A 21,091-nucleotide genomic window follows, 5' to 3' on the forward strand; every position below is an offset into this window, starting at 1 on the left:
GTGTCAACGGGCGTGGCTAATGGAATCTTGTTATCCGTGCGAGTCAGAACAGCCGGTCAGGGCGTCATCGAACGGAAGGCGAGCGGCACGGACCACTCGCCTTTTCTTGAGCGTTATGCGCCGACGGTGATCGGACGCGCCAGACTCGGGGTGGCCGCGCTGGTAGGTGCGATGCCGGCCTCGAACTCCGGACGGAAATACTTGATGGCACTGCCCAATGGCTCCACGGCACCTGGTGCGTGAGCACAGAAGGTCTTGCCCGGGCCGAGTAAACCGACCAGACCCAGCAGGGTCTCGATATCGCCGGCTTGCCCTTCACCGTTCTCGATCGCGCGCAGCAGCTTGACGCTCCACGGCAGACCGTCACGGCACGGGGTGCAGAAGCCGCAGGATTCGCGGGCGAAGAACTCTTCCATGTTGCGCAGCAACGAGACCATGTTGACGCTGTCGTCCACCGCCATGGCCAGGCCCGTACCCATCCGGGTACCGACCTTGGCAATGCCGCCGGCGTACATCTGGGCGTCCAGGTGCTCGGGCAACAGGAAACCGGTACCGGCGCCACCTGGCTGCCAGCACTTGAGCTTGAAGCCATCACGCATGCCGCCGGCGTAGTCTTCGAACAGCTCGCGGGCGGTCACGCCGAACGGCAGCTCCCACAGGCCAGGGTTCTTGACCTTGCCGGAGAAGCCCATCAGCTTGGTGCCGTGGTCTTCACTGCCTTCGCGGGCCAGCGACTTGTACCAGTCGTTGCCGTTGCCGACGATGGCCGGCACGTTGCACAGGGTCTCGACGTTGTTCACGCAGGTCGGCTTGCCCCACACGCCAACGGCGGCAGGGAAGGGCGGCTTGGAGCGCGGGTTGGCGCGACGACCTTCGAGGGAGTTGATCAGCGCGGTCTCTTCGCCACAGATGTAGCGGCCGGCACCGGTGTGCACGAACAGCTCGAAATCGAAGCCGCTGCCCAGGATGTTCTTGCCCAGCAGGCCTGCGGCCTTGGCTTCTTCCACGGCACGGTTGAGGTGCCTGGCGGCGGTGACGTACTCGCCGCGCAGGAAGATGTAGCCACGGTAGGCTTTCAGTGCGCGGGCACTGATCAGCATGCCTTCGATCAGCAGATGGGGCAGTTGCTCCATCAGCATGCGGTCTTTCCAGGTGTTGGGCTCCATTTCATCCGCGTTGCACAGCAGGTAGCGGATGTTCATGGATTCGTCCTTGGGCATCAGGCCCCACTTCACACCAGTGGGGAAGCCAGCGCCGCCGCGGCCCTTGAGGCCGGAGTCCTTGACGGTCTGGACGATGTCGTCCTGGGACATTTGGCCGAGCGCCTTGCGCGCCGCCGCGTAACCGTCCTTGGCCTGGTACTCGTCGAGCCACACGGGCTCGCCGTCGTCACGCAGACGCCAGGTCAACGGGTGGGTTTGCGCAGTGCGCGCGATGCGGTTGGCAGGGCCGAACGAAGTCAGGGTCATACGTAGCCCTCCAGCAGTTTGGCAACGCCGGCAGGCTGTACGTCACCGAAGGTGTCGTCGTCGATCATCACGGCCGGAGCCTTGTCGCAGTTGCCCAGGCAGCAGACCGGCAGCAGGGTGAAGCGGCCGTCGGCAGTGGTCTGCCCCAGGCCGATGCCGAGCTTGCTCTGGATCTCGCTGACCACCGACTCATGGCCGCCGATGAAGCAGACCATGCTGTCGCAGACGCGAATGATGTGACGACCGACCGGCTGGCGGAAGATCTGGCTGTAGAAGGTGGCCACGCCTTCGACGTCGCTGGCCGGAATGCCAAGGATCTCGCCGATGGCGTAGAGCGCGCCGTCAGGTACCCAGCCACGTTCCTTCTGGACGATTTTCAGGGCTTCGATAGACGCCGCGCGCGGGTCTTCGTAGTGGTGCAGCTCGTGCTCGATGGCCGAGCGCTCGGTTTCGCTGAGGGCGAAACGGTCAGTCTGGATTAGCGGGCTGTTCATGCTTAGCGGTCCACGTCGGCCATAACGAAGTCGATACTACCCAGGTACGCGATCAGGTCCGCGACCATGCTGCCACGGATCACCGAAGGGATCTGTTGCAGGTGCGGGTAGCTCGGCGTACGAATCCGGGTGCGGTAGCTCATGGTGCCGCCATCGCTCGTCAGGTAATAACTGTTGATGCCCTTGGTCGCTTCGATCATCTGGAAGGATTCGTTGGCCGGCATGACCGGGCCCCACGAAACTTGCAGGAAGTGCGTGATCAAGGTCTCGATGTGCTGCAGGGTGCGCTCTTTGGGTGGCGGCGTGGTCAGCGGGTGGTCCGCCTTGTACGGGCCTTCCGGCATGTTGCGCAGGCACTGGTCGATGATCTTGATGCTCTGGCGCATCTCTTCGACCCGGACCATGCAGCGGTCGTAGGCATCGCCGTTGGCCGCCAGCGGCACTTCGAACTCGAAGTTCTCGTAGCCCGAATACGGGCGGGCCTTGCGCAGGTCGAAATCGCAGCCGGTGGAACGCAGGCCGGCACCGGTGACACCCCATTCCAGGGCTTGCTTGGTGTTGTAGGCGGCGACGCCGACGGTACGACCCTTGAGGATACTGTTTTGCAGGGCGGCCTTGGTGTATTCGTCCAGGCGCTTGGGCAGCCAGTCGACGAAGTCCTTGACCAGCTTTTCCCAGCCGCGCGGCAGGTCGTGGGCGACGCCGCCGATGCGGTACCAGGCCGGGTGCAGACGAAAACCGGTGATGGCTTCGATCACGGTGTAGGCGCGCTGACGGTCGGTGAAGGTGAAGAACACCGGGGTCATGGCGCCGACGTCCTGGATATAGGTACCCAGGAACAGCAGGTGGCTGGTGATCCGGAAGAACTCGGCCATCATGATACGGATGACGTCGACCTTCTGCGGCACCTGGATGCCGGCCAGCTTCTCGACCGCGAGCACGTACGGCAGGTTGTTCATCACCCCGCCGAGGTAGTCGATGCGGTCGGTGTAGGGGATGAAGCTGTGCCAGGACTGGCGCTCGGCCATTTTCTCGGCACCACGGTGGTGGTAGCCGATGTCCGGGACGCAGTCGACGATCTCTTCGCCATCCAGTTGCAGGACGATACGGAAGGCACCGTGGGCCGAAGGGTGGTTCGGGCCCAGGTTGAGGAACATGTAGTCCTCGTTGGCGCCGGAACGCTTCATGCCCCAGGCTTCCGGGTTGAAGCGCGCGGCTTCCTCTTCCAGTTCCTGTTTGGCCAGGGTCAGGCTGTATGGATCGAATTCGGTGGCGCGCGCAGGGTAGTCCTTGCGCAGCGGGTGACCTTCCCAGGTCGGTGGCATCATGATCCGGGTCAGGTGCGGGTGGCCGGCAAAGTCGATGCCGAACATGTCCCACACTTCACGCTCGTACCAGTTGGCGTTTGGCCAGATACCGGTGACGGTTGGCAGGCTGAGGTCGCCCTCGGACAAGGCCACCTTGATCATTACGTCACTATTACGCTCGATCGACATCAGGTGGTAGAACACGCTGAAGTCGGCGCCCGGCAAGCCGCGGCGTTGCGTGCGCAGGCGCTCGTCAACGCCGTGCAGGTCATAGAGCATGACGTACGGCTTGGGCAGGTTGCGCAGGAAGGTCAGTACTTCCACCAGTTTTGCCCGGGCAACCCAAAGCACCGGCATGCCGGTGCGGGTGTGCTGGGCGGTGAACGCCTCAGGGCCAAAACGGTTGTTCAGTTCGACGACCACGTCTTGGTCGTCAGCCTTGTAAGGCGGGATATACAGAGCGGTGTCCGCTGTCATGGTCTCGGTCGCTATCGGTCAACGTACAGAATGAAGCCAGGGTTCTTGTCGTGCCTTATCTAAAGCACAAAAAGCTGGATCAGACTTCGTCGGGGCTGCGCAGGTTGGTGACGGCAATACGCTGTTCACGGCGCGCCTCTTTCTGCGAAGGCATCTCGGCGCGGTATACGCCTTGATCGCCAACGACCCACGAAAGAGGGCGGCGCTCCTGGCCAATCGATTCCTGCAGCAGCATCAAGCCTTGCAGGAATGCTTCAGGGCGAGGCGGGCAGCCGGGCACGTAGACGTCCACGGGGAGGAACTTGTCGACCCCCTGAACGACCGAGTAGATGTCATACATGCCACCGGAGTTGGCGCACGAGCCCATGGAGATGACCCACTTGGGTTCGAGCATCTGCTCATAGAGACGCTGAATGATCGGCGCCATCTTGATGAAGCAGGTTCCGGCGATAACCATGAAATCCGCCTGACGCGGCGATGCCCGGATAACCTCGGCGCCGAAGCGGGCGATGTCGTGGGGCGCCGTGAAGGCGGTGGTCATTTCCACGTAGCAGCACGACAGACCGAAGTTGTACGGCCACAGGGAGTTCTTGCGCCCCCAGTTGACCGCACCGTTCAGTACGTCTTCTAGCTTGCCCATGAAGATGTTTTTGTGGACTTGATCTTCTAGCGGATCGGAAACGGTTTCCCGCTCGCCGATTGGATATTGCTCGTTGGGAGCATCCGGGTCGATCCTGGTGAGATTGTATTGCATTGCCAAAGCCTCATTGTTTCAGCTTCGCCTGCCGCATACGACGACCCACGGGTGCCCAATCGAGCGCCCCGACCCGCCATAGGTAGACAAGACCTGCCAACAGAATTGCTATGAAAACGAGAGCTTCGACGAATCCGGTCCAGCCGCTTTCGCGGACGGACACAGACCAGGCAAAGAGAAAGAGGGCTTCGATATCGAAGATCACGAACAGCATCGCGACCAGATAGAATTTGGCGGATAGGCGCAGGCGAGCGCCGCCCGTAGGTAGCATGCCGGATTCGAACGGTTCGTTCTTGCTGCGGCCCCAGGCCTTGCTGCCGAGCAGGCTGGACAGACCGAGCATGAAGGCACAGAGGCCCGCAACGCCCAAAAGGAAGATGGCAAAACCCCAGTTGTGGGCGATGAGTCCGGTCGATTCGGGCATGCTGGAAATCCTTGACAGAGAGCAATGGTCTCTGAGCTTGAAAAGAAGAAATGCAGTGACGATATGTCGCAGTGAAATCTATCCCGCCGATTTTATGGGTAAACAGGTGGCAAGTAAATTAGGAATAAGGACATATCATGGCCGAGAAGCGCCGTAGGCCATGTATTACGGGCATTGGGCAGGCTTTTGTCAATTATGTTTCTTGCCTGCTGTAATGAACTGATACTGCAGAAATGATAATCAATATCGTTTGCGCGCTATATCCGCGAGTGGGCTTGTTCAATAGTGTAGAAGTTCAATAGCCAGGCTGCTGCGCAAAGTTGCCTGAGTGCACGTTTTACCGGCTTTTTCTTCCCGATATACCGCTCTGGGTCAACGCTTTACAGGGCAGACTGAAAAGGCCGCCATCGCACGGTCGGCGTAGCCGCTGCCGCAGGCTGCGCCAAGGGCCGAAGGACCTTCATTCGACCGTGAATTTTGCGAACGCTTCGCGCTCGAGCGCAGCCTGCGGCAGCGGCTACAGAGTTCGGCGTAATGCAGGCGAAATTTCTGCAGGCAAAAAACAGGCCACCCGAAGGTGGCCTGTTTTTCAGTGCGTCATCCGCTGATCGATGATCAGTGGAACTGCTCTTCTTCGGTCGAACCGGTCAGCGCGGTTACCGAGGACGAACCACCCTGGATCACGGTAGTCATGTCGTCGAAGTAGCCAGTGCCCACTTCCTGCTGGTGAGCCACGAAGGTGTAACCCTTGGCAGCATCGGCGAACTCTTGCTCTTGCAGTTTGACGTAGGCAGTCATGTCGTTGCGAGCGTAGTCGTGCGCCAGGTTGAACATGCTGTGCCACATGTTGTGGATACCCGCCAGGGTGATGAACTGGTGCTTGTAACCCATGGCCGACAGTTCGCGCTGGAACTTGGCGATGGTCGCGTCGTCCAGGTTTTTCTTCCAGTTGAAGGAAGGCGAGCAGTTGTAGGACAGGATCTGGTCCGGGTATTCCTTCTTGATCGCCTCGGCGAAGCGGCGGGCTTCGTCCAGGTCTGGCTTGGCGGTTTCGCACCAGATCAGGTCGGCGTAAGGAGCGTACGCCAGGCCGCGGGCGATGGCTTGATCCAGGCCGGCTCGAACCTTGTAGAAACCTTCCTGGGTGCGCTCGCCGGTAACGAACGGCTGGTCGTACGCGTCGCAGTCGCTGGTCAGCAGGTCAGCGGCGTTGGCATCGGTGCGGGCCAGGATGATGGTCGGTACGCCAGCAACGTCGGCAGCCAGACGGGCAGCGGTCAGCTTCTGTACGGCTTCCTGGGTCGGAACCAGTACCTTGCCGCCCATGTGGCCGCATTTTTTCACGGAAGCCAGTTGGTCTTCGAAGTGAACGCCGGCAGCGCCTGCTTCGATCATGCTCTTCATCAGCTCGTAAGCGTTCAGTACGCCGCCAAAACCGGCTTCAGCGTCGGCAACAATCGGAGCGAAGTAGTCGATGTAGCCATCATCGCCTGGGTTCTTGCCGGCTTTCCACTGGATCTGGTCGGCGCGACGGAACGAGTTGTTGATGCGCTTGACCACGGTTGGAACCGAGTCAACCGGGTACAGCGACTGGTCCGGGTACATGGATTCTGCAGAGTTGTTGTCTGCAGCAACCTGCCAGCCCGATAGGTAGATGGCCTGGATACCGGCTTTAACCTGTTGTACAGCCTGGCCGCCGGTCAGGGCGCCCATGCAGTTTACGAAGTCTTTTTCTGGACGGAAGGCCGGCTTGGCGCCCTGGGTCACCAGGTTCCACAGCTTCTCGGCGCCCATGCGGGCCAGAGTGTGCTCAGGTTGAACAGAGCCACGCAGGCGAACGACGTCGGCAGCGGAGTAAGTGCGGGTCACACCTTTCCAGCGAGGGTTTTCTGCCCAGTCTTTTTCAAGGGCTGCAATTTGCTGTTCGCGTGTCAGTGCCATGGGGATAAACCTCGTCGCATAGGTCTTGGGTGGAAAATGCTTGCTCCGCCTGGCGCTGTCATAACAGTGGTGCCGGTGGCTACTCGCAAATCAGAGGCTTCAGGCGATCAAGCCAGCATCTGATGGGGATGGCGACGATTGAACGAAGGGCTCATGGGTGGGAAGTGAGCGGGAGCAGGGCGAGTCTTTCGAGTGCACGGTGGCTCGTGGTTGCCGGTGTGCAATCGGTCAGGGTCTTGCCTTGAACCTCATTACGCGCTTCCGTCCCTCAGGACAACTTCGTTCCAGTCGCAACCTCGTCAAACTGCCTTGTGGGCGGTACAGACACGAATCGGCTCAGGTGGGTAGATTAGAGCGGCGACTCGAAGACCCTTTGCCAGGGCCTCTGATTAGCGGGAGCGGGGCCATCATGCCTCCCAAATTTTGACCCGTCAAATGTTTTGTAGTGCTTTTTTTGCGGCACTACATCTTTGGTCTAATACGACTCGTCGGTCAGTTTCGAGGCCTTTGGTCGAGGCCTTGATTGGCGCGGGGTCAGTCCAAAGTGTCGACTTTGACGCGCAGGATCATGTCATCGCGGCCCTGGGTGGAATACTGGCGAGCCTGGCTGTTCAGGTCGGCCTGGCTCTGCTGATTGATTCCGGCGAGGGTGATCCATTGGCCCAGCCGGCCGCTGACGTTGGTGTCGGTGCTCTGCACATTCACGACATCCGGGCGTTCCTGGCTCATGCGATCGTTGTTGGTGCTGATATTCAGGTGCACCGTCTCGCCGGTCACGCTGGCGGTAACGTAGAAACCCTGGGTGACGTTGCGGTATTCGGTCTGGCTTTGCAGGCGACCAAAAGTGTCTGTCTGGGTGCTGGTCAGCGGGATGCTCTGGCCGACTTGAATCAGGGCCGCAGAGCCTTCGCTGGCCTGTATCTGCTGGACGCCGCCGGTGCGGTTGGTGGTGCTGTGGCGGATGATCCGGGTGCCGTTGGCTTGCTGGTCCTGGTAGTTGCTGTCGTTGGTGTCGACGCTGATCAGCAGGCGCTTGGGAGCAGTGTCCAGTTGCTCGAGCAGGGCGCGAAGTTCGGTGATCTTGCGCGCATCCTCGGCCTTGACGATCAGTTGATTGCCATAGGCGCTGACGCTGCCGTCCTTGCCGAGGAAGGACTGTGCGACGGGAAGGATTTCAGCGCTGGGGCGGTGGTTCAGCGGGATGATTTCGGTGGCGGCCAGCGCCGAGAGGCTGAAGCTCAGGAGGAGGGTGGCGAGCAGGGGGCGTAGCGGCATGTCCATAATCTCCGCGAGGGGGATAATCATTATGGCGCATTGTGGTGTCAGGGAGAGTGGTGTGGGTCTCATCGCTGGCAAGCGGAACGCCGCCCGGCCATCTCCCACAGGGGGATTGTGGATCGTCACGGCCATTGTGGGAGCTGGCTTGCCAGCGATGCGGGCAACCCAGCTCCCAAGCCTGGCTCGGATCAGGACCCGCGGACCATGTCCACGTGCGGAATCCCGGCTTCCAGGAACTCCTCGCTCTGGATTTTAAAGCCCAGCCGTTCGTAGAAAGCGGTGGCCTGAACCTGTGCGCTGAGCATCTGCTGCTTGAGATCGCAGCGTTCAGCTTCGGTAATCACCGCCTGCATCAACGCATCGCCGACTTTCAGCCCGCGCCAGTCCTTGAGCACCGACACACGGCCGATCTGGCCATCGGGAAGCAGGCGCGCGGTACCGATCGGAAAATCGCCCTCGTAGGCCAGGAAATGCACGGCACTGTCGTCCTCGGCATCCCATTCGAGCTCCGGCGGTACGGATTGCTCGGCGATGAATACCGCCTCGCGGATGCGCCGGATTTCGCTGTTGTCTTTTTGCCAGTCGGCTACACGTACCCGAATCTTATTCATTGGCAAACCCCAGGCTTCCTTGTTTGACCAGTTCGCACAGCAGCAGTTGCCCTTGCTCATCGTTCAGCCATGGGCCGAGGTTTTCGATGTGCAGCGCGTCGGCAGCGCAGATCAGTTTCAGCAGTTCGCGCAACTCGCCCGGCAGCAGGCGGCTCTGGCCGCTGGCGAACAGCAGCAGGTCGTCGTCGACCTCGGACCAGGCCAGGCGTGCGCTCGGGTTGCGGATCAGGATCGCGCCCTGTTCAAGGCTGGCGAGCAGGTCCTGCTCTTCCAGCTCTTCACCGGCAACCAGCTCCGGGTAGCGCGGCTCGGTCATGAATTGGCCGAACCAGGTGAGCAGCAAGCGCTCGTCGTTCATGTGCTCGGCCAGCAGGCGCTTGAGCCGGTCCAGCGCATCGTGCTGGATCTGATGTGGGTCGCTGACTGGCTGGGCATCGGCATCGCTGTAGCGTTCTTCGTCAGGCAGGAACTGGCTGAGGAAGTCGGTGAAGTGGGTCAGCACTTCGGCGGCGCTCGGGGCGCGGAAGCCCACCGAGTAGGTCATGCAGTCGTCCACGGCAACGCCGCAGTGAGCCAGGCGCGGTGGCAGGTAGAGCATGTCGCCCGGTTCCAGGGTCCACTCGTCGGTCTGCTGGAAGTCGGCGAGGATGCGCAGGTCCGAATGCTCGAGCAGCGGGGTGCCTGCGTCGCACATCTGGCCGATTTTCCAGTTGCGCTTGCCATGGCCCTGCAGCAGGAACACGTCGTAGTTGTCAAAGTGCGGGCCCACGCTGCCACCGGGGGCGGCGAAGCTGATCATCACGTCGTCGATACGCCAGCTCGGCAGGAAGCGAAAGTGCTCGAGCAGCTCGCCGACTTCCGGGACGAACTGGTCGACAGCTTGCACCAGCAGCGTCCACTCGCGTTCCGGCAGTTTGCAGAACTCGTCTTCGGCAAAAGGGCCGCGACGCATTTCCCAGGGGCGCTCGCCGTGCTCGATGACCAGGCGCGACTCGACTTCCTCTTCCAGAGAGAGGCCAGCCAATTCGTCGGCGTCGATCGGGCTTTCAAAATCCGGGAAGGCCTGGCGGATCAGCAGCGGTTTCTTCTGCCAGTAATCGCGCAGGAATTCGCGTGCAGTCAAACCGCCCAATAGTTGAAGAGGAGTATCAGGATTCATGTGTAACCTATTGAAAAAAAGCACTTTTGTTGCAGGAATAAAAACGCCCGGCACTGCCGGGCGTCAGAGCTGTGTGCAGTACGTCAGATGCGCTTGGCTTGTTCTGCCGCGTTGCCGATGTAAGAGGCTGGTGTCAGCTTCTTCAATTCGGCTTTCGCTTCGGCAGGCATGTCCAGGCCATCGATGAAAGTCTGCAGTGCTTCGGGGCTGATGCCCTTGCCGCGGGTCAACTCTTTGAGCTTTTCGTACGGGTTTTCGATGTTGTAACGACGCATCACCGTTTGAATCGGCTCGGCGAGGACTTCCCAGCAGGCGTCCAGGTCGGCGGCGATGCGCTGGGTGTTGATTTCCAGCTTGCTGATGCCCTTGAGGCTGGCTTCGTAGGCGATGACGCTGTGAGCGAAGCCGACGCCCAGGTTGCGCAGCACGGTGGAGTCGGTCAGGTCGCGCTGCCAGCGCGAGATCGGCAGCTTGCTGGCCAGGTGCTGGAACAGTGCGTTGGCGATGCCCAGGTTGCCTTCGGAGTTCTCGAAGTCGATCGGGTTGACCTTGTGCGGCATGGTCGAGGAACCGATTTCACCGGCAATGGTGCGCTGCTTGAAGTAACCCAGGGAGATGTAGCCCCAGATATCCCGGTCGAAGTCGATCAGGATGGTGTTGAAGCGGGCGATCGCATCGAACAGCTCGGCGATGTAGTCATGCGGTTCGATCTGGGTGGTGTAGGGGTTGAAGCCCAGGCCCAGTTCGTCTTCGATGAAGGCGCGTGCGTTGGCTTCCCAGTCGATCTGCGGGTAGGCCGACAGGTGGGCGTTGTAGTTGCCCACGGCACCGTTGATCTTGCCCAGCAGCGGTACGGCCGCGACTTGGGCGATCTGGCGCTCCAGGCGGTAGACCACGTTGGCCAGCTCTTTGCCCAGGGTGGTCGGCGATGCCGGTTGGCCGTGGGTGCGCGACAGCATCGGCACGTCGGCGAAACGGATGGCCAGCTCACGGATGGCCTGGGTGGTCTGGCGCATCAGCGGCAGCAGCACGCCATCGCGGCCTTCGCGCAGCATCAGGGCGTGGGACAGGTTGTTGATGTCCTCGCTGGTGCAGGCGAAGTGGATGAACTCGCTGACCTTGGCCAGTTCCGGCAACTTGGCGGCCTGCTCCTTGAGCAGGTATTCGATGGCCTTGACGTCGTGGTTGGTGGTGCGCTCGATTTCTTTCACGCGCTCGGCGTGCTCGAGGGCGAAGTCTTCGGCCAGGGTGTTGAGAATGGCGTTGGCTTCAGCCGAAAAGGCCGGGACTTCTGGAATTTGTGGATGAGATGCCAGGCGCTGGAGCCAGCGAACCTCAACCAAGGCGCGAAAACGGATCAGGCCGTATTCACTGAAAATAGGGCGCAGGGCCTGGGTTTTGCCGGCGTAGCGGCCGTCAACAGGGGAAACCGCAGTGAGCGAAGAGAGCTGCATGGGGTGTTCTCGGACAGTCGGGCAACGAAATGGGGCGCGTATCATACATGAAAAACGCGCCGGTGATGTAGGCGCTGGCTTGCCAGCGATCTGATACCGCGCCGACCCTATCGCTGGCACCCCCGGGGGTACCTTCAAAATCAGCCACGCATCATCGGATAAAGTTCTTTGAGCAGCTTGCGCCGGCTGACGACCAGCTGCCAGCGATGACCGCCAAGCTGTCGCCACAGGCGTGCCGAGCGGATGCCGGCCAAGAGCAGGGCGCGGATCTTCGAGGCGTTGCTGGGTTGCTGCAGCTGGCGCATGTCGCCATGCACCTGAATGCGCTGGCGCAAGGTGCTGAGGGTGTCCTGGTAAAGTGCGCCGCTGGCGGCGATGACGTTTTCGTGAACCAGGCCGAAATGTTCGACCTGGGACTGGATCTGCGGCAGGCGCTTGCCGATCATGTCGAGCATTTCGCCACGCTTGGCCAGTTGTCGCTCAAGGCCCAGCATCGACAGGGCGTAGCGCAGCGGCTCGCGCTGCAAGGTGTTCGGATCGCGTTCCAGGGCGCTGACCAGGGCGCGGTAGCCATCACGCAGGTTCAGGTCGTCGCCGCCGAAAACCTCCAGGGTGTCCTTGGGGTCGCGGATCAGCAGGCTGCCAAGCATGCAGCCCAGGGCTGCTTCACTGACCTGGCCGGTCTTGGCGATACGGTCGACCAGCACGGCGGCCTGGAATACGCCGCCCAGGGCAATCAATTGCTCTTGAAGCGGGTTCATGCGTTGGATTCCTTGCTGCTCCAGGGTTCTGCAGCTTCGATGACGCCACCGCCCAGGCACACTTCGCCGTCGTAGAACACCACTGATTGCCCGGGTGTCACCGCCCGTTGCGGTTCATCGAAGACTGTACGATAACCGTTGGCGGTCTGTTCCAGGGTGCAGTGCTGGTCGCCCTGGCGATAGCGGACCTTGGCGGTCAGGCGGCGCGGGCTGCTCAGGTCGATCGGGTTGACCCAGAAAATCTCCGAGGCGAGCAGGGCGCGGGAGAACAACCATGGGTGGTTGTTGCCCTGGCCGACGATCAGTTCGTTGTGTTCCAGGTCCTTGACCAGCACGTACCAGGGTTCGTCGCCGGCATCCTTCAAGCCGCCGATGCCCAGGCCCTGGCGTTGGCCGATGGTGTGGTACATCAGGCCGTGATGGCGGCCGATGACTTCGCCTTCGGTGGTCTTGATCTCGCCCGGCTGGGCCGGCAGGTACTGCTTGAGGAAATCGCTGAAGCGACGCTCGCCGATGAAGCAGATGCCGGTCGAGTCCTTTTTCTTGGCGGTGGCCAGGCCGTGTTTCTCGGCGATGGCGCGAACCTCGGGCTTTTCCAGTTCGCCGACCGGAAACAGGGTGCGAGCGATCTGCTCGCCACCGACGGCGTGCAGGAAATAGCTCTGGTCCTTGTTCGGATCCAGGCCCTTGAGCAGTTCGGTGCGACCGTCGATGTCGCGGCGGCGCACATAGTGGCCGGTGGCGATCAGGTCGGCGCCGAGCATCAGGGCGTAGTCGAGGAAAGCCTTGAACTTGATTTCGCGGTTGCAGAGGATGTCCGGGTTGGGCGTGCGCCCGGCCTTGTATTCGGCCAGGAAATGCTCGAAGACGTTGTCCCAGTACTCGGCGGCGAAATTGGCGGTATGCAGCTTGATGCCGATACGGTCGCACACGGCCTGGGCGTCAGCCAGGTCTTCGCGGGCGGTGCAGTACTCGGTGCCGTCGTCTTCTTCCCAGTTCTTCATGAACAGGCCTTCCACCTGATAGCCCTGCTCCATCAGCAGGAGGGCGGAAACCGAAGAGTCAACGCCGCCGGACATGCCGACGATCACGCGTTTCGTTTCTGGGTGAAGAGCAGCTGGTTCACGCATAGGGATTCGATGTGTGTCTGGAAAAAGGACGAGATTCTATCAGGGTGTGGCCTTTAGCGCTCGCGGATCAGCGACAGGCTGTGCAGCGGGCCGTCGAGATAATCGTCTACGCAGCGCAGCAGCAGTTCGCTGCGCCAGCGCTCGCGCTGCTCGACGATTTCCTCGCGGGTCAGCCAGCACGCGCCGATGATGCCGTCGTCCAGCGTGCGTTCAGGGTGATGGTGCAGCGCCTTGGCGGCAAAGCACACGCGCTGGTAGGTCACGCCATTGCTCGGTGCAGTATACAGGTAGATGCCGACGACTCCGATGAGCTCGACGTCCCAGCCGGTTTCTTCGAGGGTTTCGCGCACGGCGGCCTCGATCAGGCTTTCGTCGGGATCCAGATGGCCGGCGGGCTGGTTGAGCACGGTGCGGCCGCCCTTGAGCTCTTCGACCAGGAGGAAGCGGCCCTGGTCTTCGACAATCGTGGCCACGGTAATGTGGGGAAGCCAATCCATAGAGACGCTCGATCTTTCAGGTAATGGAGAAATCATACCAGCGGCAGGCACTGTTTTCAGAAAGCAGAAACCCCGGTGTGTGGCCGGGGTTTCTGGTGTTACGGCGTCCGCAGACGCCTGCTTGCCTGTGCCTTATGCAACCAGCGCAGCGATCGCCGCGTTGAAGGTTGCGCTAGGGCGCATGACTTTGCTGGTCAGCTCCGGGTTGGTGCTGTAGTAGCCGGCGATGTCCACTGGCTTGCCCTGGACGGCATTGAGCTCGGCGACGATGGTCGCTTCATTCTCGGTCAGGGCTTTGGCCAATGGGTTGAACTGCGCTTGCAGGGCAGCGTCTTCGGTTTGGGCGGCCAGTGCCTGGGCCCAGTACAGCGCCAGGTAGAAGTGGCTGCCGCGGTTGTCGATGTTGCCGACTTTGCGCGAAGGCGATTTGTTGTTGTCCAGGAACTGACCGGTTGCCTGGTCGAGAGTCTTGGCCAGAACAAGGGCTTTCGGGTTGCCGCAGGTATTGCCCAGGTGCTCGAGCGAGGCTGCCAGGGCCAGGAACTCACCCAGCGAGTCCCAGCGCAGGAAGTTTTCTTCGAGCAGTTGCTGGACGTGCTTGGGTGCCGAACCGCCGGCGCCGGTTTCGAACAGGCCACCGCCATTCATCAGCGGCACGATCGACAGCATCTTGGCGCTGGTGCCCAGTTCCATGATCGGGAACAGGTCGGTCAGATAGTCGCGCAGTACGTTACCGGTAACCGAGATGGTGTCTTTGCCTGCACGGATGCGCGACAGGGAGAACGCCATGGCGTCGACCGGCGACATGATGCGGATGTCCAGGGCTGAAGTGTCGTGATCCTTCAGGTACTGCTGGACCTTCTCGATCATGACACCGTCGTGGGCGCGCATCGGGTCGAGCCAGAACACGGCCGGGGTGCTGCTGGCGCGTGCGCGGTTGACGGCGAGCTTGACCCAGTCCTGGATCGGCGCGTCCTTGGTCTGGCACATGCGGAAGATGTCGCCGGCTTCGACGTTCTGTTCCAGCAGCGGTTTGCCTGCGCCGTCGCTAACGCGGACGACGCCGTCGGTCTTGATCTGGAAGGTCTTGTTGTGCGAGCCGTACTCTTCGGCTTTTTGTGCCATCAGGCCGACGTTCGGCACGCTGCCCATGGTGGTCGGATCGAAGGCGCCGTGTTGCTTGCAGTCTTCGATGACAGCCTGGTAGATGGTGGCGTAGCAGCGGTCCGGAATGATCGCCTTGGCGTCGTGCAGTTGGCCGTCGGTGCCCCACATCTTGCCGGAGTCACGGATCATTGCCGGCATCGAGGCGTCGACGATGACGTCGCTCGGTACGTGCAGGTTGGTGATGCCTTTGTCGGAGTTGACCATCGCCAGGGCAGGGCGCACGGCGTACACGGCCTGGATGTCAGCTTCGATTTGCGCTTGTTGCTCGGCTGGCAGCGCCTTGATGCGGGCGTACAGGTCGCCGATACCGTTGTTCAGGTTGAAGCCGATCTCGTTCAGTACATCGGCGTGCTTGCTCAGCGCATCCTGATAGAACTCGGCAACGATCTGGCCGAACATGATCGGGTCGGAGACCTTCATCATGGTCGCTTTCAGGTGTACGGAGAACAGTACGCCCTGGCTTTTCGCATCGATGATCTGCTCTGCGATGAAGCTGCGCAGGGCTTTTTTGCTCATGACCGCGCAATCGATGATCTCACCTGCCAGCACGGCGGTTTTTTCTTTCAGGACGGTGGCGGTGCCATCCCGAGCGATCAGTTCGATCTTGACGTTGTCATTGCTGCTGATCAGGGCAGCTTTTTCGCTGCCGTAGAAGTCACCGTTGTTCATGTGCGCAACGTGCGACTTGGAGTCAGCGCTCCAGGCGCCCATTTTGTGCGGGTGCTTGCGGGCGTAGTTCTTGACCGACAGCGGTGCGCGACGATCGGAGTTGCCTTCGCGCAGAACCGGGTTCACGGCGCTGCCCTTGATCTTGTCGTAGCGGGCCTTGGCGTCCTTGTCGGCGTCACTGGCAGGCGCTTCCGGGTAGTCCGGGATGTCAAAGCCCTGCGCTTGCAGTTCCTTGATGGCTGCCTTGAGTTGTGGCACCGAGGCGCTGATGTTGGGCAACTTGATGATGTTGGCTTCTGGCGTGATGGCCAGGGCGCCGAGTTCTGCGAGGTGGTCCGGTACCGATTTGTCAGCACCCAGGTGTTCCGGGAAGCTGGCGAGAATGCGTCCTGCCAAAGAGATGTCGCGGGTTTCTACGGAGATGTCAGCCGATGCCGTGAAGGCTTCGATGATGGGTAGCAGCGAGTAGGTGGCGAGGGCGGGGGCTTCGTCAGTGAAGGTGTAGATGATCTTCGAACGGGTTGGCATTATCGGATTAACTCTCTCTTTGCTGAGCGTGCACAGAATCTCGAGATGCGCAGGGTAGGCGCTTTCGTTTCAAAGTCGTCAATGAGCCGAAAGTCGAGGCTTCTTCGCGGTGATGTGGGGTACATCAGTAGAGCGTCAAGCGGCTGAGCTGCGGTAACAGCTCGGCCTTTTCGTATGGCCGGGGCCTCAATCGAGGCGAATCGGCCGTGGTGACCCAGTGGTCACCTGCGACAGTATACCACTGGTCAGGAGAATAATTACCATGTAGGGAGCACGGGAATCGTTGTCCATTGGTCTAAAGCGCGGTCGCTATTGTACGTTAGTGTGGCCGCCTGCTCCTGTGTTTTGGCCGATTCCTCATGAGTAGTGGGCGATCAGCGTACACGTCGAGTGTCGGACAATAGAACATGTGGTTCCAGTCGCCATATAACTGGGTTACGCTCGAAGGCTGCGATTAAGTTTAATAACACCAAACGGAGTGCAGCATGGGATACCAGAAAATCAAGGTTCCAGCGGTCGGCGACAAAATCACCGTCAACGCAGACCATTCTCTCAATGTTCCTGATCAGCCCATCATTCCATTCATCGAGGGTGACGGCATCGGCGTCGATGTCACCCCGGTCATGATCAAGGTCGTGGATGCCGCGGTCGAGAAAGCCTACGGCGGCAAGCGCAAGATTTCCTGGATGGAAGTCTATGCGGGCGAAAAGGCCACCCAGGTCTACGACCAGGACACCTGGCTGCCCCAGGAAACCCTCGATGCGGTAAAAGACTACGTCGTATCCATCAAGGGGCCGCTGACCACGCCGGTCGGTGGCGGTATCCGCTCGCTGAACGTGGCGCTGCGCCAGCAGCTGGACCTGTATGTCTGCCTGCGTCCTGTCGTCTGGTTCGAAGGCGTACCGAGCCCGGTGAAGAAGCCAGGCGACGTGGACATGGTCATCTTCCGCGAAAACTCCGAAGACATTTACGCCGGGATCGAGTGGAAGGCCGGCTCGCCTGAAGCGCAGAAGATCATCAAGTTCCTGAAAGAAGAAATGGGCGTTACCAAGATCCGTTTCGACCAGGACTGCGGCATCGGCGTCAAGCCGGTTTCCAGGGAAGGCACCCAGCGCCTGGTGCGCAAGGCCCTGCAGTATGTTGTCGATAACGATCGCGACTCGCTGACCATCGTGCACAAAGGCAACATCATGAAGTTCACCGAAGGTGCCTTCAAGGATTGGGGCTACGAAATCGCCAAGAACGAATTCGGTGCCGAGCTGCTCGACGGTGGGCCGTGGATGCAGTTCAAGAACCCGAAAACCGGCAAGAACGTCATCGTCAAGGACGCCATCGCCGACGCCATGCTGCAACAGATCCTGCTGCGTCCGGCCGAATACGACGTGATTGCGACCCTGAACCTGAATGGCGACTACCTGTCCGACGCACTGGCTGCAGAAGTAGGCGGTATCGGTATCGCGCCGGGCGCCAACCTGTCGGACACCGTTGCCATGTTCGAGGCGACCCACGGTACCGCGCCGAAATACGCCGGCAAGGACCAGGTCAACCCGGGCTCGGTCATCCTCTCTGCCGAGATGATGCTGCGTCACATGGGCTGGACCGAAGCGGCCGACCTGATCATCAAGGGCACCAACGGCGCTATCTCGGCCAAGACCGTGACCTATGACTTCGAACGTCTGATGGAAGGCGCCACGCTGGTTTCCAGCTCTGGCTTCGGTGATGCGCTGATCAAGCACATGTAAGCGAGCAGGCAGCACGAAAAACCGGCCAAGCAATTGGTCGGTTTTTTTATATCCGTTAGTTACGCAAACGCTGCGGTCTAGGCTGAAACCTGGTCGCCCTGTGACTCGGCAGTGGTTGGCGTGGCGGGTGCAAGGGCGGCGTCATAGATATTGACGGCATGCAGGCCCTTGGGGCCCTGGACAATCTCGAAGGTCACGGCCTGGCCGGCCTTGAGCGTCTTGTAGCCGTCCATCTTGATGGCGGAGTAATGAGCAAAGAGGTCTTCGCTTTTACCCTCCTCATTGATGAAGCCATAGCCTTTGGCATTGTTGAACCACTTGACCTTACCACGTGCCATGCTCATATCCCTCTGCAAAGGACTCCATCACTGGAGTATCATCCACTACATCCGCATCCGAACCGCAAAAAATGGTTGACTGGGCGGATCTTTATTACCCAATGTGGGTTCTATTGTTTGTAACACCGTTTTGCCGATAGTCAAGGTCATGCAGCGGCCGAGTTGAAATCGGTCACACGGTCAAAACCCACAACCCTATTTGCTCAACGATGAACCTTCTTTCCATGCATGCATTCAGCCAGATTCGACTAACATTCAATCAGGATCGCCCGCAATCGCATGAGGACGATTCAGCCGGCCTGGCCGTACAGGAGGCCAAGCCGGCACTGCAGGCTCCGCCGATGTACAAGGTGGTTTTGTTTAATGATGACTACACACCGATGGATTTCGTCGTCGAAGTGCTCGAGGTGTTTTTTAACCTGAATCGCGAGCTGGCGACCAAGGTCATGCTGGCCGTCCATACCGAAGGGCGGGCAGTATGTGGATTGTTTACCCGCGACATCGCCGAGACGAAGGCCATGCAGGTCAACCAATACGCCAGGGAAAGCCAGCATCCGCTACTCTGTGAAATCGAGAAGGACGGTTAATCGCCGACCACTTGGGTATGAGGTGAAGCTATGTTAAACCGCGAGCTCGAAGTCACCCTCAATCTCGCCTTCAAGGAGGCGCGCTCCAAGCGTCATGAGTTCATGACCGTGGAGCATCTCCTGCTGGCTCTATTGGATAATGAGGCAGCCGCCACCGTTTTGCGTGCATGCGGCGCAAACCTCGACAAACTCAAGCACGACCTGCAGGAGTTCATCGACTCCACCACGCCGTTGATCCCCCTTCATGACGAGGATCGCGAAACCCAGCCAACCCTGGGCTTTCAGCGTGTGCTGCAACGTGCTGTCTTTCATGTACAGAGCTCGGGCAAACGTGAGGTCACCGGTGCCAACGTGCTGGTGGCAATCTTCAGTGAGCAGGAGAGCCAGGCTGTGTTTCTGCTCAAGCAGCAGAGCGTGGCCCGGATCGATGTGGTCAATTACATCGCTCACGGGATTTCCAAGGTGCCAGGGCATGGCGAGCACTCCGAGGGTGAGCAAGATATGCAGGACGACGAGGGCGGTGAGTCTTCTTCTTCGGGCAATCCACTGGACGCCTATGCGAGCAACCTCAATGAGCTTGCGCGCCAGGGTCGCATAGACCCGCTGGTGGGTCGTGAAAGCGAGGTCGAGCGGGTTGCGCAGATCCTCGCCCGTCGGCGCAAGAACAACCCTTTGCTGGTCGGTGAGGCCGGGGTCGGCAAGACCGCCATCGCCGAAGGCCTGGCCAAGCGCATCGTCGACAATCAGGTCCCGGACCTGTTGGCCAACAGTGTCGTCTACTCCCTCGACCTGGGTGCTCTGCTGGCCGGTACCAAGTACCGCGGTGACTTCGAGAAGCGCTTCAAGGCGCTGCTCAACGAACTGCGCAAGCGTCCGCAGGCCATCCTATTCATCGACGAAATTCACACCATTATCGGTGCCGGTGCGGCTTCCGGTGGCGTGATGGATGCCTCCAACCTGCTCAAGCCGCTGTTGTCTTCGGGCGATATCCGCTGCATCGGTTCGACCACGTTCCAGGAGTTTCGCGGGATTTTCGAGAAGGATCGGGCTTTGGCCCGGCGCTTCCAGAAGGTCGATGTCAGCGAGCCGTCGGTGGAAGACACCGTGGGCATCCTGCGCGGGCTCAAGGGGCGTTTCGAGGCGCACCACAACATCGAATACAGCGACGAGGCGCTGCGTGCAGCGGCCGAGCTGGCTTCGCGCTACATCAATGACCGGCACATGCCGGACAAGGCGATCGATGTGATCGACGAAGCCGGTGCCTATCAGCGCCTGCAGCCTGTCGAAATGCGGGTCAAGCGTATCGAAGTGCCTCACGTCGAAGACATTGTCGCGAAAATCGCGCGTATTCCGCCCAAGCATGTCACCAGCTCCGACAAGGAACTGCTGCGTAACCTCGAGCGCGACCTGAAGCTCACCGTGTTCGGTCAGGATGCTGCGATCGACTCGCTGGCCACGGCCATCAAGCTGTCACGCGCCGGCCTGAAGTCGCCTGACAAGCCTGTGGGTTCGTTCCTGTTCGCCGGCCCTACCGGGGTGGGTAAAACCGAGGCAGCGCGGCAGTTGGCCAAGGCTCTCGGGGTGGAACTGGTGCGTTTCGACATGTCCGAGTACATGGAGCGTCATACCGTTTCGCGTCTGATCGGTGCGCCTCCGGGTTACGTCGGTTTCGATCAGGGCGGCTTGCTCACCGAGGCGATCACCAAGCAGCCGCATTGCGTGCTGCTGCTCGATGAGATCGAGAAGGCGCACCCGGAAGTCTTCAACCTGCTGCTGCAGGTGATGGATCACGGGACCCTGACTGACAACAACGGGCGCAAGGCGGACTTCCGCAATGTGATCGTGATCATGACCACCAATGCCGGTGCGGAAACCGCTGCGCGGGCTTCGATCGGTTTCACCCATCAGGATCACTCTTCCGATGCCATGGAAGTGATCAAGAAGAGCTTCACGCCGGAGTTCCGTAACCGCCTGGACACCATCATTCAATTCGGTCGCCTCAGCCATGAGGTCATCAAGAGCGTGGTGGACAAGTTCCTTATCGAGCTGCAGGCGCAACTGGAAGACAAGCGCGTGCTGCTTGAGGTGACAGATGCGGCCAGAGGCTGGCTGGCGGCCGGTGGTTACGATGCACAGATGGGTGCGCGGCCGATGGCGCGTTTGATCCAGGACAAGATCAAGCGTCCGCTGGCCGAGGAAATCCTGTTTGGCGAGTTGGCCGAGCATGGCGGTGTGGTGCACATCGACATCAAGGATGGCGAACTGACGTTCGAGTTCGAAACCACGGCCGAAATGGCCTGACGG

18 protein-coding genes are annotated in these 21,091 nt (G+C 60.4%); 3 read left to right on the top strand and 15 right to left on the bottom strand.

Going from position 1 to position 21,091, the window contains the following annotated elements:
* Positions 1 to 113: 113 nt before the first annotated feature.
* From nuoF to NVV94_RS09940, 14 genes are all read right to left on the bottom strand, one after another.
* Complete coding sequence (gene nuoF, locus NVV94_RS09875) at positions 114 to 1,469, bottom strand: NADH-quinone oxidoreductase subunit NuoF (protein WP_258446982.1); 1,356 nt, start codon at positions 1,467 to 1,469, stop codon at positions 114 to 116.
* On the bottom strand, positions 1,466 to 1,963 hold the full coding sequence (gene nuoE, locus NVV94_RS09880; protein WP_258446983.1) for an NADH-quinone oxidoreductase subunit NuoE: 498 nt from the start codon (positions 1,961 to 1,963) through the stop codon (positions 1,466 to 1,468). Before nuoE ends, nuoF begins: the two co-directional genes overlap by 4 nt.
* Positions 1,964 to 1,965: 2 nt before the next feature.
* Positions 1,966 to 3,747, bottom strand: coding sequence for an NADH-quinone oxidoreductase subunit C/D (nuoC, locus tag NVV94_RS09885; RefSeq protein ID WP_258446984.1), 1,782 nt, complete (start codon positions 3,745 to 3,747; stop codon positions 1,966 to 1,968).
* 79 nt (positions 3,748 to 3,826) lie between these two features.
* Positions 3,827 to 4,501 carry an NADH-quinone oxidoreductase subunit B family protein gene (locus tag NVV94_RS09890; RefSeq protein ID WP_258446985.1) on the bottom strand — a complete coding sequence of 225 codons (675 nt, stop codon included), beginning with the start codon at positions 4,499 to 4,501 and terminating at the stop codon, positions 3,827 to 3,829.
* Between the two features lie 10 nt (positions 4,502 to 4,511).
* Complete coding sequence (locus tag NVV94_RS09895; protein WP_258446986.1) at positions 4,512 to 4,925, bottom strand: NADH-quinone oxidoreductase subunit A; 414 nt, start codon at positions 4,923 to 4,925, stop codon at positions 4,512 to 4,514.
* A 615-nt stretch (positions 4,926 to 5,540) separates the two neighbouring features.
* Positions 5,541 to 6,866, bottom strand: a complete 1,326-nt coding sequence (gene aceA / locus NVV94_RS09900) for an isocitrate lyase (RefSeq protein WP_258446987.1) — start codon at positions 6,864 to 6,866, stop codon at positions 5,541 to 5,543.
* Between the two features lie 534 nt (positions 6,867 to 7,400).
* Positions 7,401 to 8,141, bottom strand: a complete 741-nt coding sequence (locus tag NVV94_RS09905; RefSeq protein WP_258446988.1) for a secretin N-terminal domain-containing protein — start codon at positions 8,139 to 8,141, stop codon at positions 7,401 to 7,403.
* Between the two features lie 191 nt (positions 8,142 to 8,332).
* On the bottom strand, positions 8,333 to 8,755 hold the full coding sequence (locus NVV94_RS09910; protein ID WP_258446989.1) for a GNAT family N-acetyltransferase: 423 nt from the start codon (positions 8,753 to 8,755) through the stop codon (positions 8,333 to 8,335).
* On the bottom strand, positions 8,748 to 9,914 hold the full coding sequence (locus NVV94_RS09915; protein ID WP_258446990.1) for a cupin domain-containing protein: 1,167 nt from the start codon (positions 9,912 to 9,914) through the stop codon (positions 8,748 to 8,750). Before NVV94_RS09915 ends, NVV94_RS09910 begins: the two co-directional genes overlap by 8 nt.
* Before the next feature lie 83 nt (positions 9,915 to 9,997).
* A complete protein-coding gene (gene purB / locus NVV94_RS09920) occupies positions 9,998 to 11,368 on the bottom strand; it encodes an adenylosuccinate lyase (protein ID WP_258446991.1) in 1,371 nt (456 codons plus the stop codon).
* Between the two features lie 140 nt (positions 11,369 to 11,508).
* Positions 11,509 to 12,129, bottom strand: coding sequence for a high frequency lysogenization protein HflD (gene hflD, locus NVV94_RS09925; RefSeq protein WP_258446992.1), 621 nt, complete (start codon positions 12,127 to 12,129; stop codon positions 11,509 to 11,511).
* Positions 12,126 to 13,259: a tRNA 2-thiouridine(34) synthase MnmA gene (gene mnmA / locus NVV94_RS09930; RefSeq protein ID WP_258446993.1), complete on the bottom strand. Its 1,134-nt coding sequence runs from the start codon at positions 13,257 to 13,259 to the stop codon at positions 12,126 to 12,128. The genes hflD and mnmA overlap by 4 nt, the downstream gene beginning before the upstream one ends.
* Before the next feature lie 53 nt (positions 13,260 to 13,312).
* Positions 13,313 to 13,756: an NUDIX hydrolase gene (locus tag NVV94_RS09935; RefSeq protein WP_258446994.1), complete on the bottom strand. Its 444-nt coding sequence runs from the start codon at positions 13,754 to 13,756 to the stop codon at positions 13,313 to 13,315.
* Between the two features lie 132 nt (positions 13,757 to 13,888).
* Positions 13,889 to 16,120, bottom strand: coding sequence for an NADP-dependent isocitrate dehydrogenase (locus tag NVV94_RS09940; RefSeq protein WP_258446995.1), 2,232 nt, complete (start codon positions 16,118 to 16,120; stop codon positions 13,889 to 13,891).
* Positions 16,121 to 16,605: 485 nt separating this feature from the next.
* Between NVV94_RS09940 and icd the strand changes: the two genes are divergently transcribed.
* Positions 16,606 to 17,862, top strand: a complete 1,257-nt coding sequence (icd, locus tag NVV94_RS09945; protein ID WP_258446996.1) for an NADP-dependent isocitrate dehydrogenase — start codon at positions 16,606 to 16,608, stop codon at positions 17,860 to 17,862.
* A 77-nt stretch (positions 17,863 to 17,939) separates the two neighbouring features.
* Here the strand turns inward: icd and cspD are convergent, their stop codons facing one another.
* Complete coding sequence (gene cspD, locus NVV94_RS09950; protein ID WP_309304285.1) at positions 17,940 to 18,200, bottom strand: cold shock domain-containing protein CspD; 261 nt, start codon at positions 18,198 to 18,200, stop codon at positions 17,940 to 17,942.
* Between the two features lie 224 nt (positions 18,201 to 18,424).
* Here cspD and clpS point away from each other — a divergent pair, with 224 nt between their 5' ends.
* On the top strand, positions 18,425 to 18,787 hold the full coding sequence (gene clpS / locus NVV94_RS09955) for an ATP-dependent Clp protease adapter ClpS (protein WP_258446997.1): 363 nt from the start codon (positions 18,425 to 18,427) through the stop codon (positions 18,785 to 18,787).
* A 30-nt stretch (positions 18,788 to 18,817) separates the two neighbouring features.
* Positions 18,818 to 21,088 (top strand): ATP-dependent Clp protease ATP-binding subunit ClpA, encoded by a 2,271-nt coding sequence (gene clpA / locus NVV94_RS09960; protein ID WP_258446998.1) that lies wholly within the window; start codon positions 18,818 to 18,820, stop codon positions 21,086 to 21,088.
* The last annotated feature ends 3 nt before the right edge of the window (positions 21,089 to 21,091 follow it).

Source organism: Pseudomonas sp. LS1212, assembly GCF_024741815.1.
Lineage (GTDB): Bacteria > Pseudomonadota > Gammaproteobacteria > Pseudomonadales > Pseudomonadaceae > Aquipseudomonas.

Bases quoted from the DNA above. Each gene is read 5' to 3' on its own strand.
- icd (WP_258446996.1), top strand. From the start codon at position 16,606: ATGGGATACCAGAAAATCAAGGTTCCAGCGGTCGGCGACAAAATCACC.
- mnmA (WP_258446993.1), bottom strand. From the start codon at position 13,259: ATGCGTGAACCAGCTGCTCTTCACCCAGAAACGAAACGCGTGATCGTC.
- aceA (WP_258446987.1), bottom strand. From the start codon at position 6,866: ATGGCACTGACACGCGAACAGCAAATTGCAGCCCTTGAAAAAGACTGG.
- NVV94_RS09895 (WP_258446986.1), bottom strand. From the start codon at position 4,925: ATGCCCGAATCGACCGGACTCATCGCCCACAACTGGGGTTTTGCCATC.
- clpA (WP_258446998.1), top strand. From the start codon at position 18,818: ATGTTAAACCGCGAGCTCGAAGTCACCCTCAATCTCGCCTTCAAGGAG.
- NVV94_RS09905 (WP_258446988.1), bottom strand. From the start codon at position 8,141: ATGCCGCTACGCCCCCTGCTCGCCACCCTCCTCCTGAGCTTCAGCCTC.
- NVV94_RS09890 (WP_258446985.1), bottom strand. From the start codon at position 4,501: ATGCAATACAATCTCACCAGGATCGACCCGGATGCTCCCAACGAGCAA.
- cspD (WP_309304285.1), bottom strand. From the start codon at position 18,200: ATGGCACGTGGTAAGGTCAAGTGGTTCAACAATGCCAAAGGCTATGGC.
- nuoE (WP_258446983.1), bottom strand. From the start codon at position 1,963: ATGAACAGCCCGCTAATCCAGACTGACCGTTTCGCCCTCAGCGAAACC.
- NVV94_RS09915 (WP_258446990.1), bottom strand. From the start codon at position 9,914: ATGAATCCTGATACTCCTCTTCAACTATTGGGCGGTTTGACTGCACGC.
- NVV94_RS09935 (WP_258446994.1), bottom strand. From the start codon at position 13,756: ATGGATTGGCTTCCCCACATTACCGTGGCCACGATTGTCGAAGACCAG.
- NVV94_RS09940 (WP_258446995.1), bottom strand. From the start codon at position 16,120: ATGCCAACCCGTTCGAAGATCATCTACACCTTCACTGACGAAGCCCCC.
- NVV94_RS09910 (WP_258446989.1), bottom strand. From the start codon at position 8,755: ATGAATAAGATTCGGGTACGTGTAGCCGACTGGCAAAAAGACAACAGC.
- nuoC (WP_258446984.1), bottom strand. From the start codon at position 3,747: ATGACAGCGGACACCGCTCTGTATATCCCGCCTTACAAGGCTGACGAC.
- nuoF (WP_258446982.1), bottom strand. From the start codon at position 1,469: ATGACCCTGACTTCGTTCGGCCCTGCCAACCGCATCGCGCGCACTGCG.
- hflD (WP_258446992.1), bottom strand. From the start codon at position 12,129: ATGAACCCGCTTCAAGAGCAATTGATTGCCCTGGGCGGCGTATTCCAG.
- clpS (WP_258446997.1), top strand. From the start codon at position 18,425: ATGCATGCATTCAGCCAGATTCGACTAACATTCAATCAGGATCGCCCG.
- purB (WP_258446991.1), bottom strand. From the start codon at position 11,368: ATGCAGCTCTCTTCGCTCACTGCGGTTTCCCCTGTTGACGGCCGCTAC.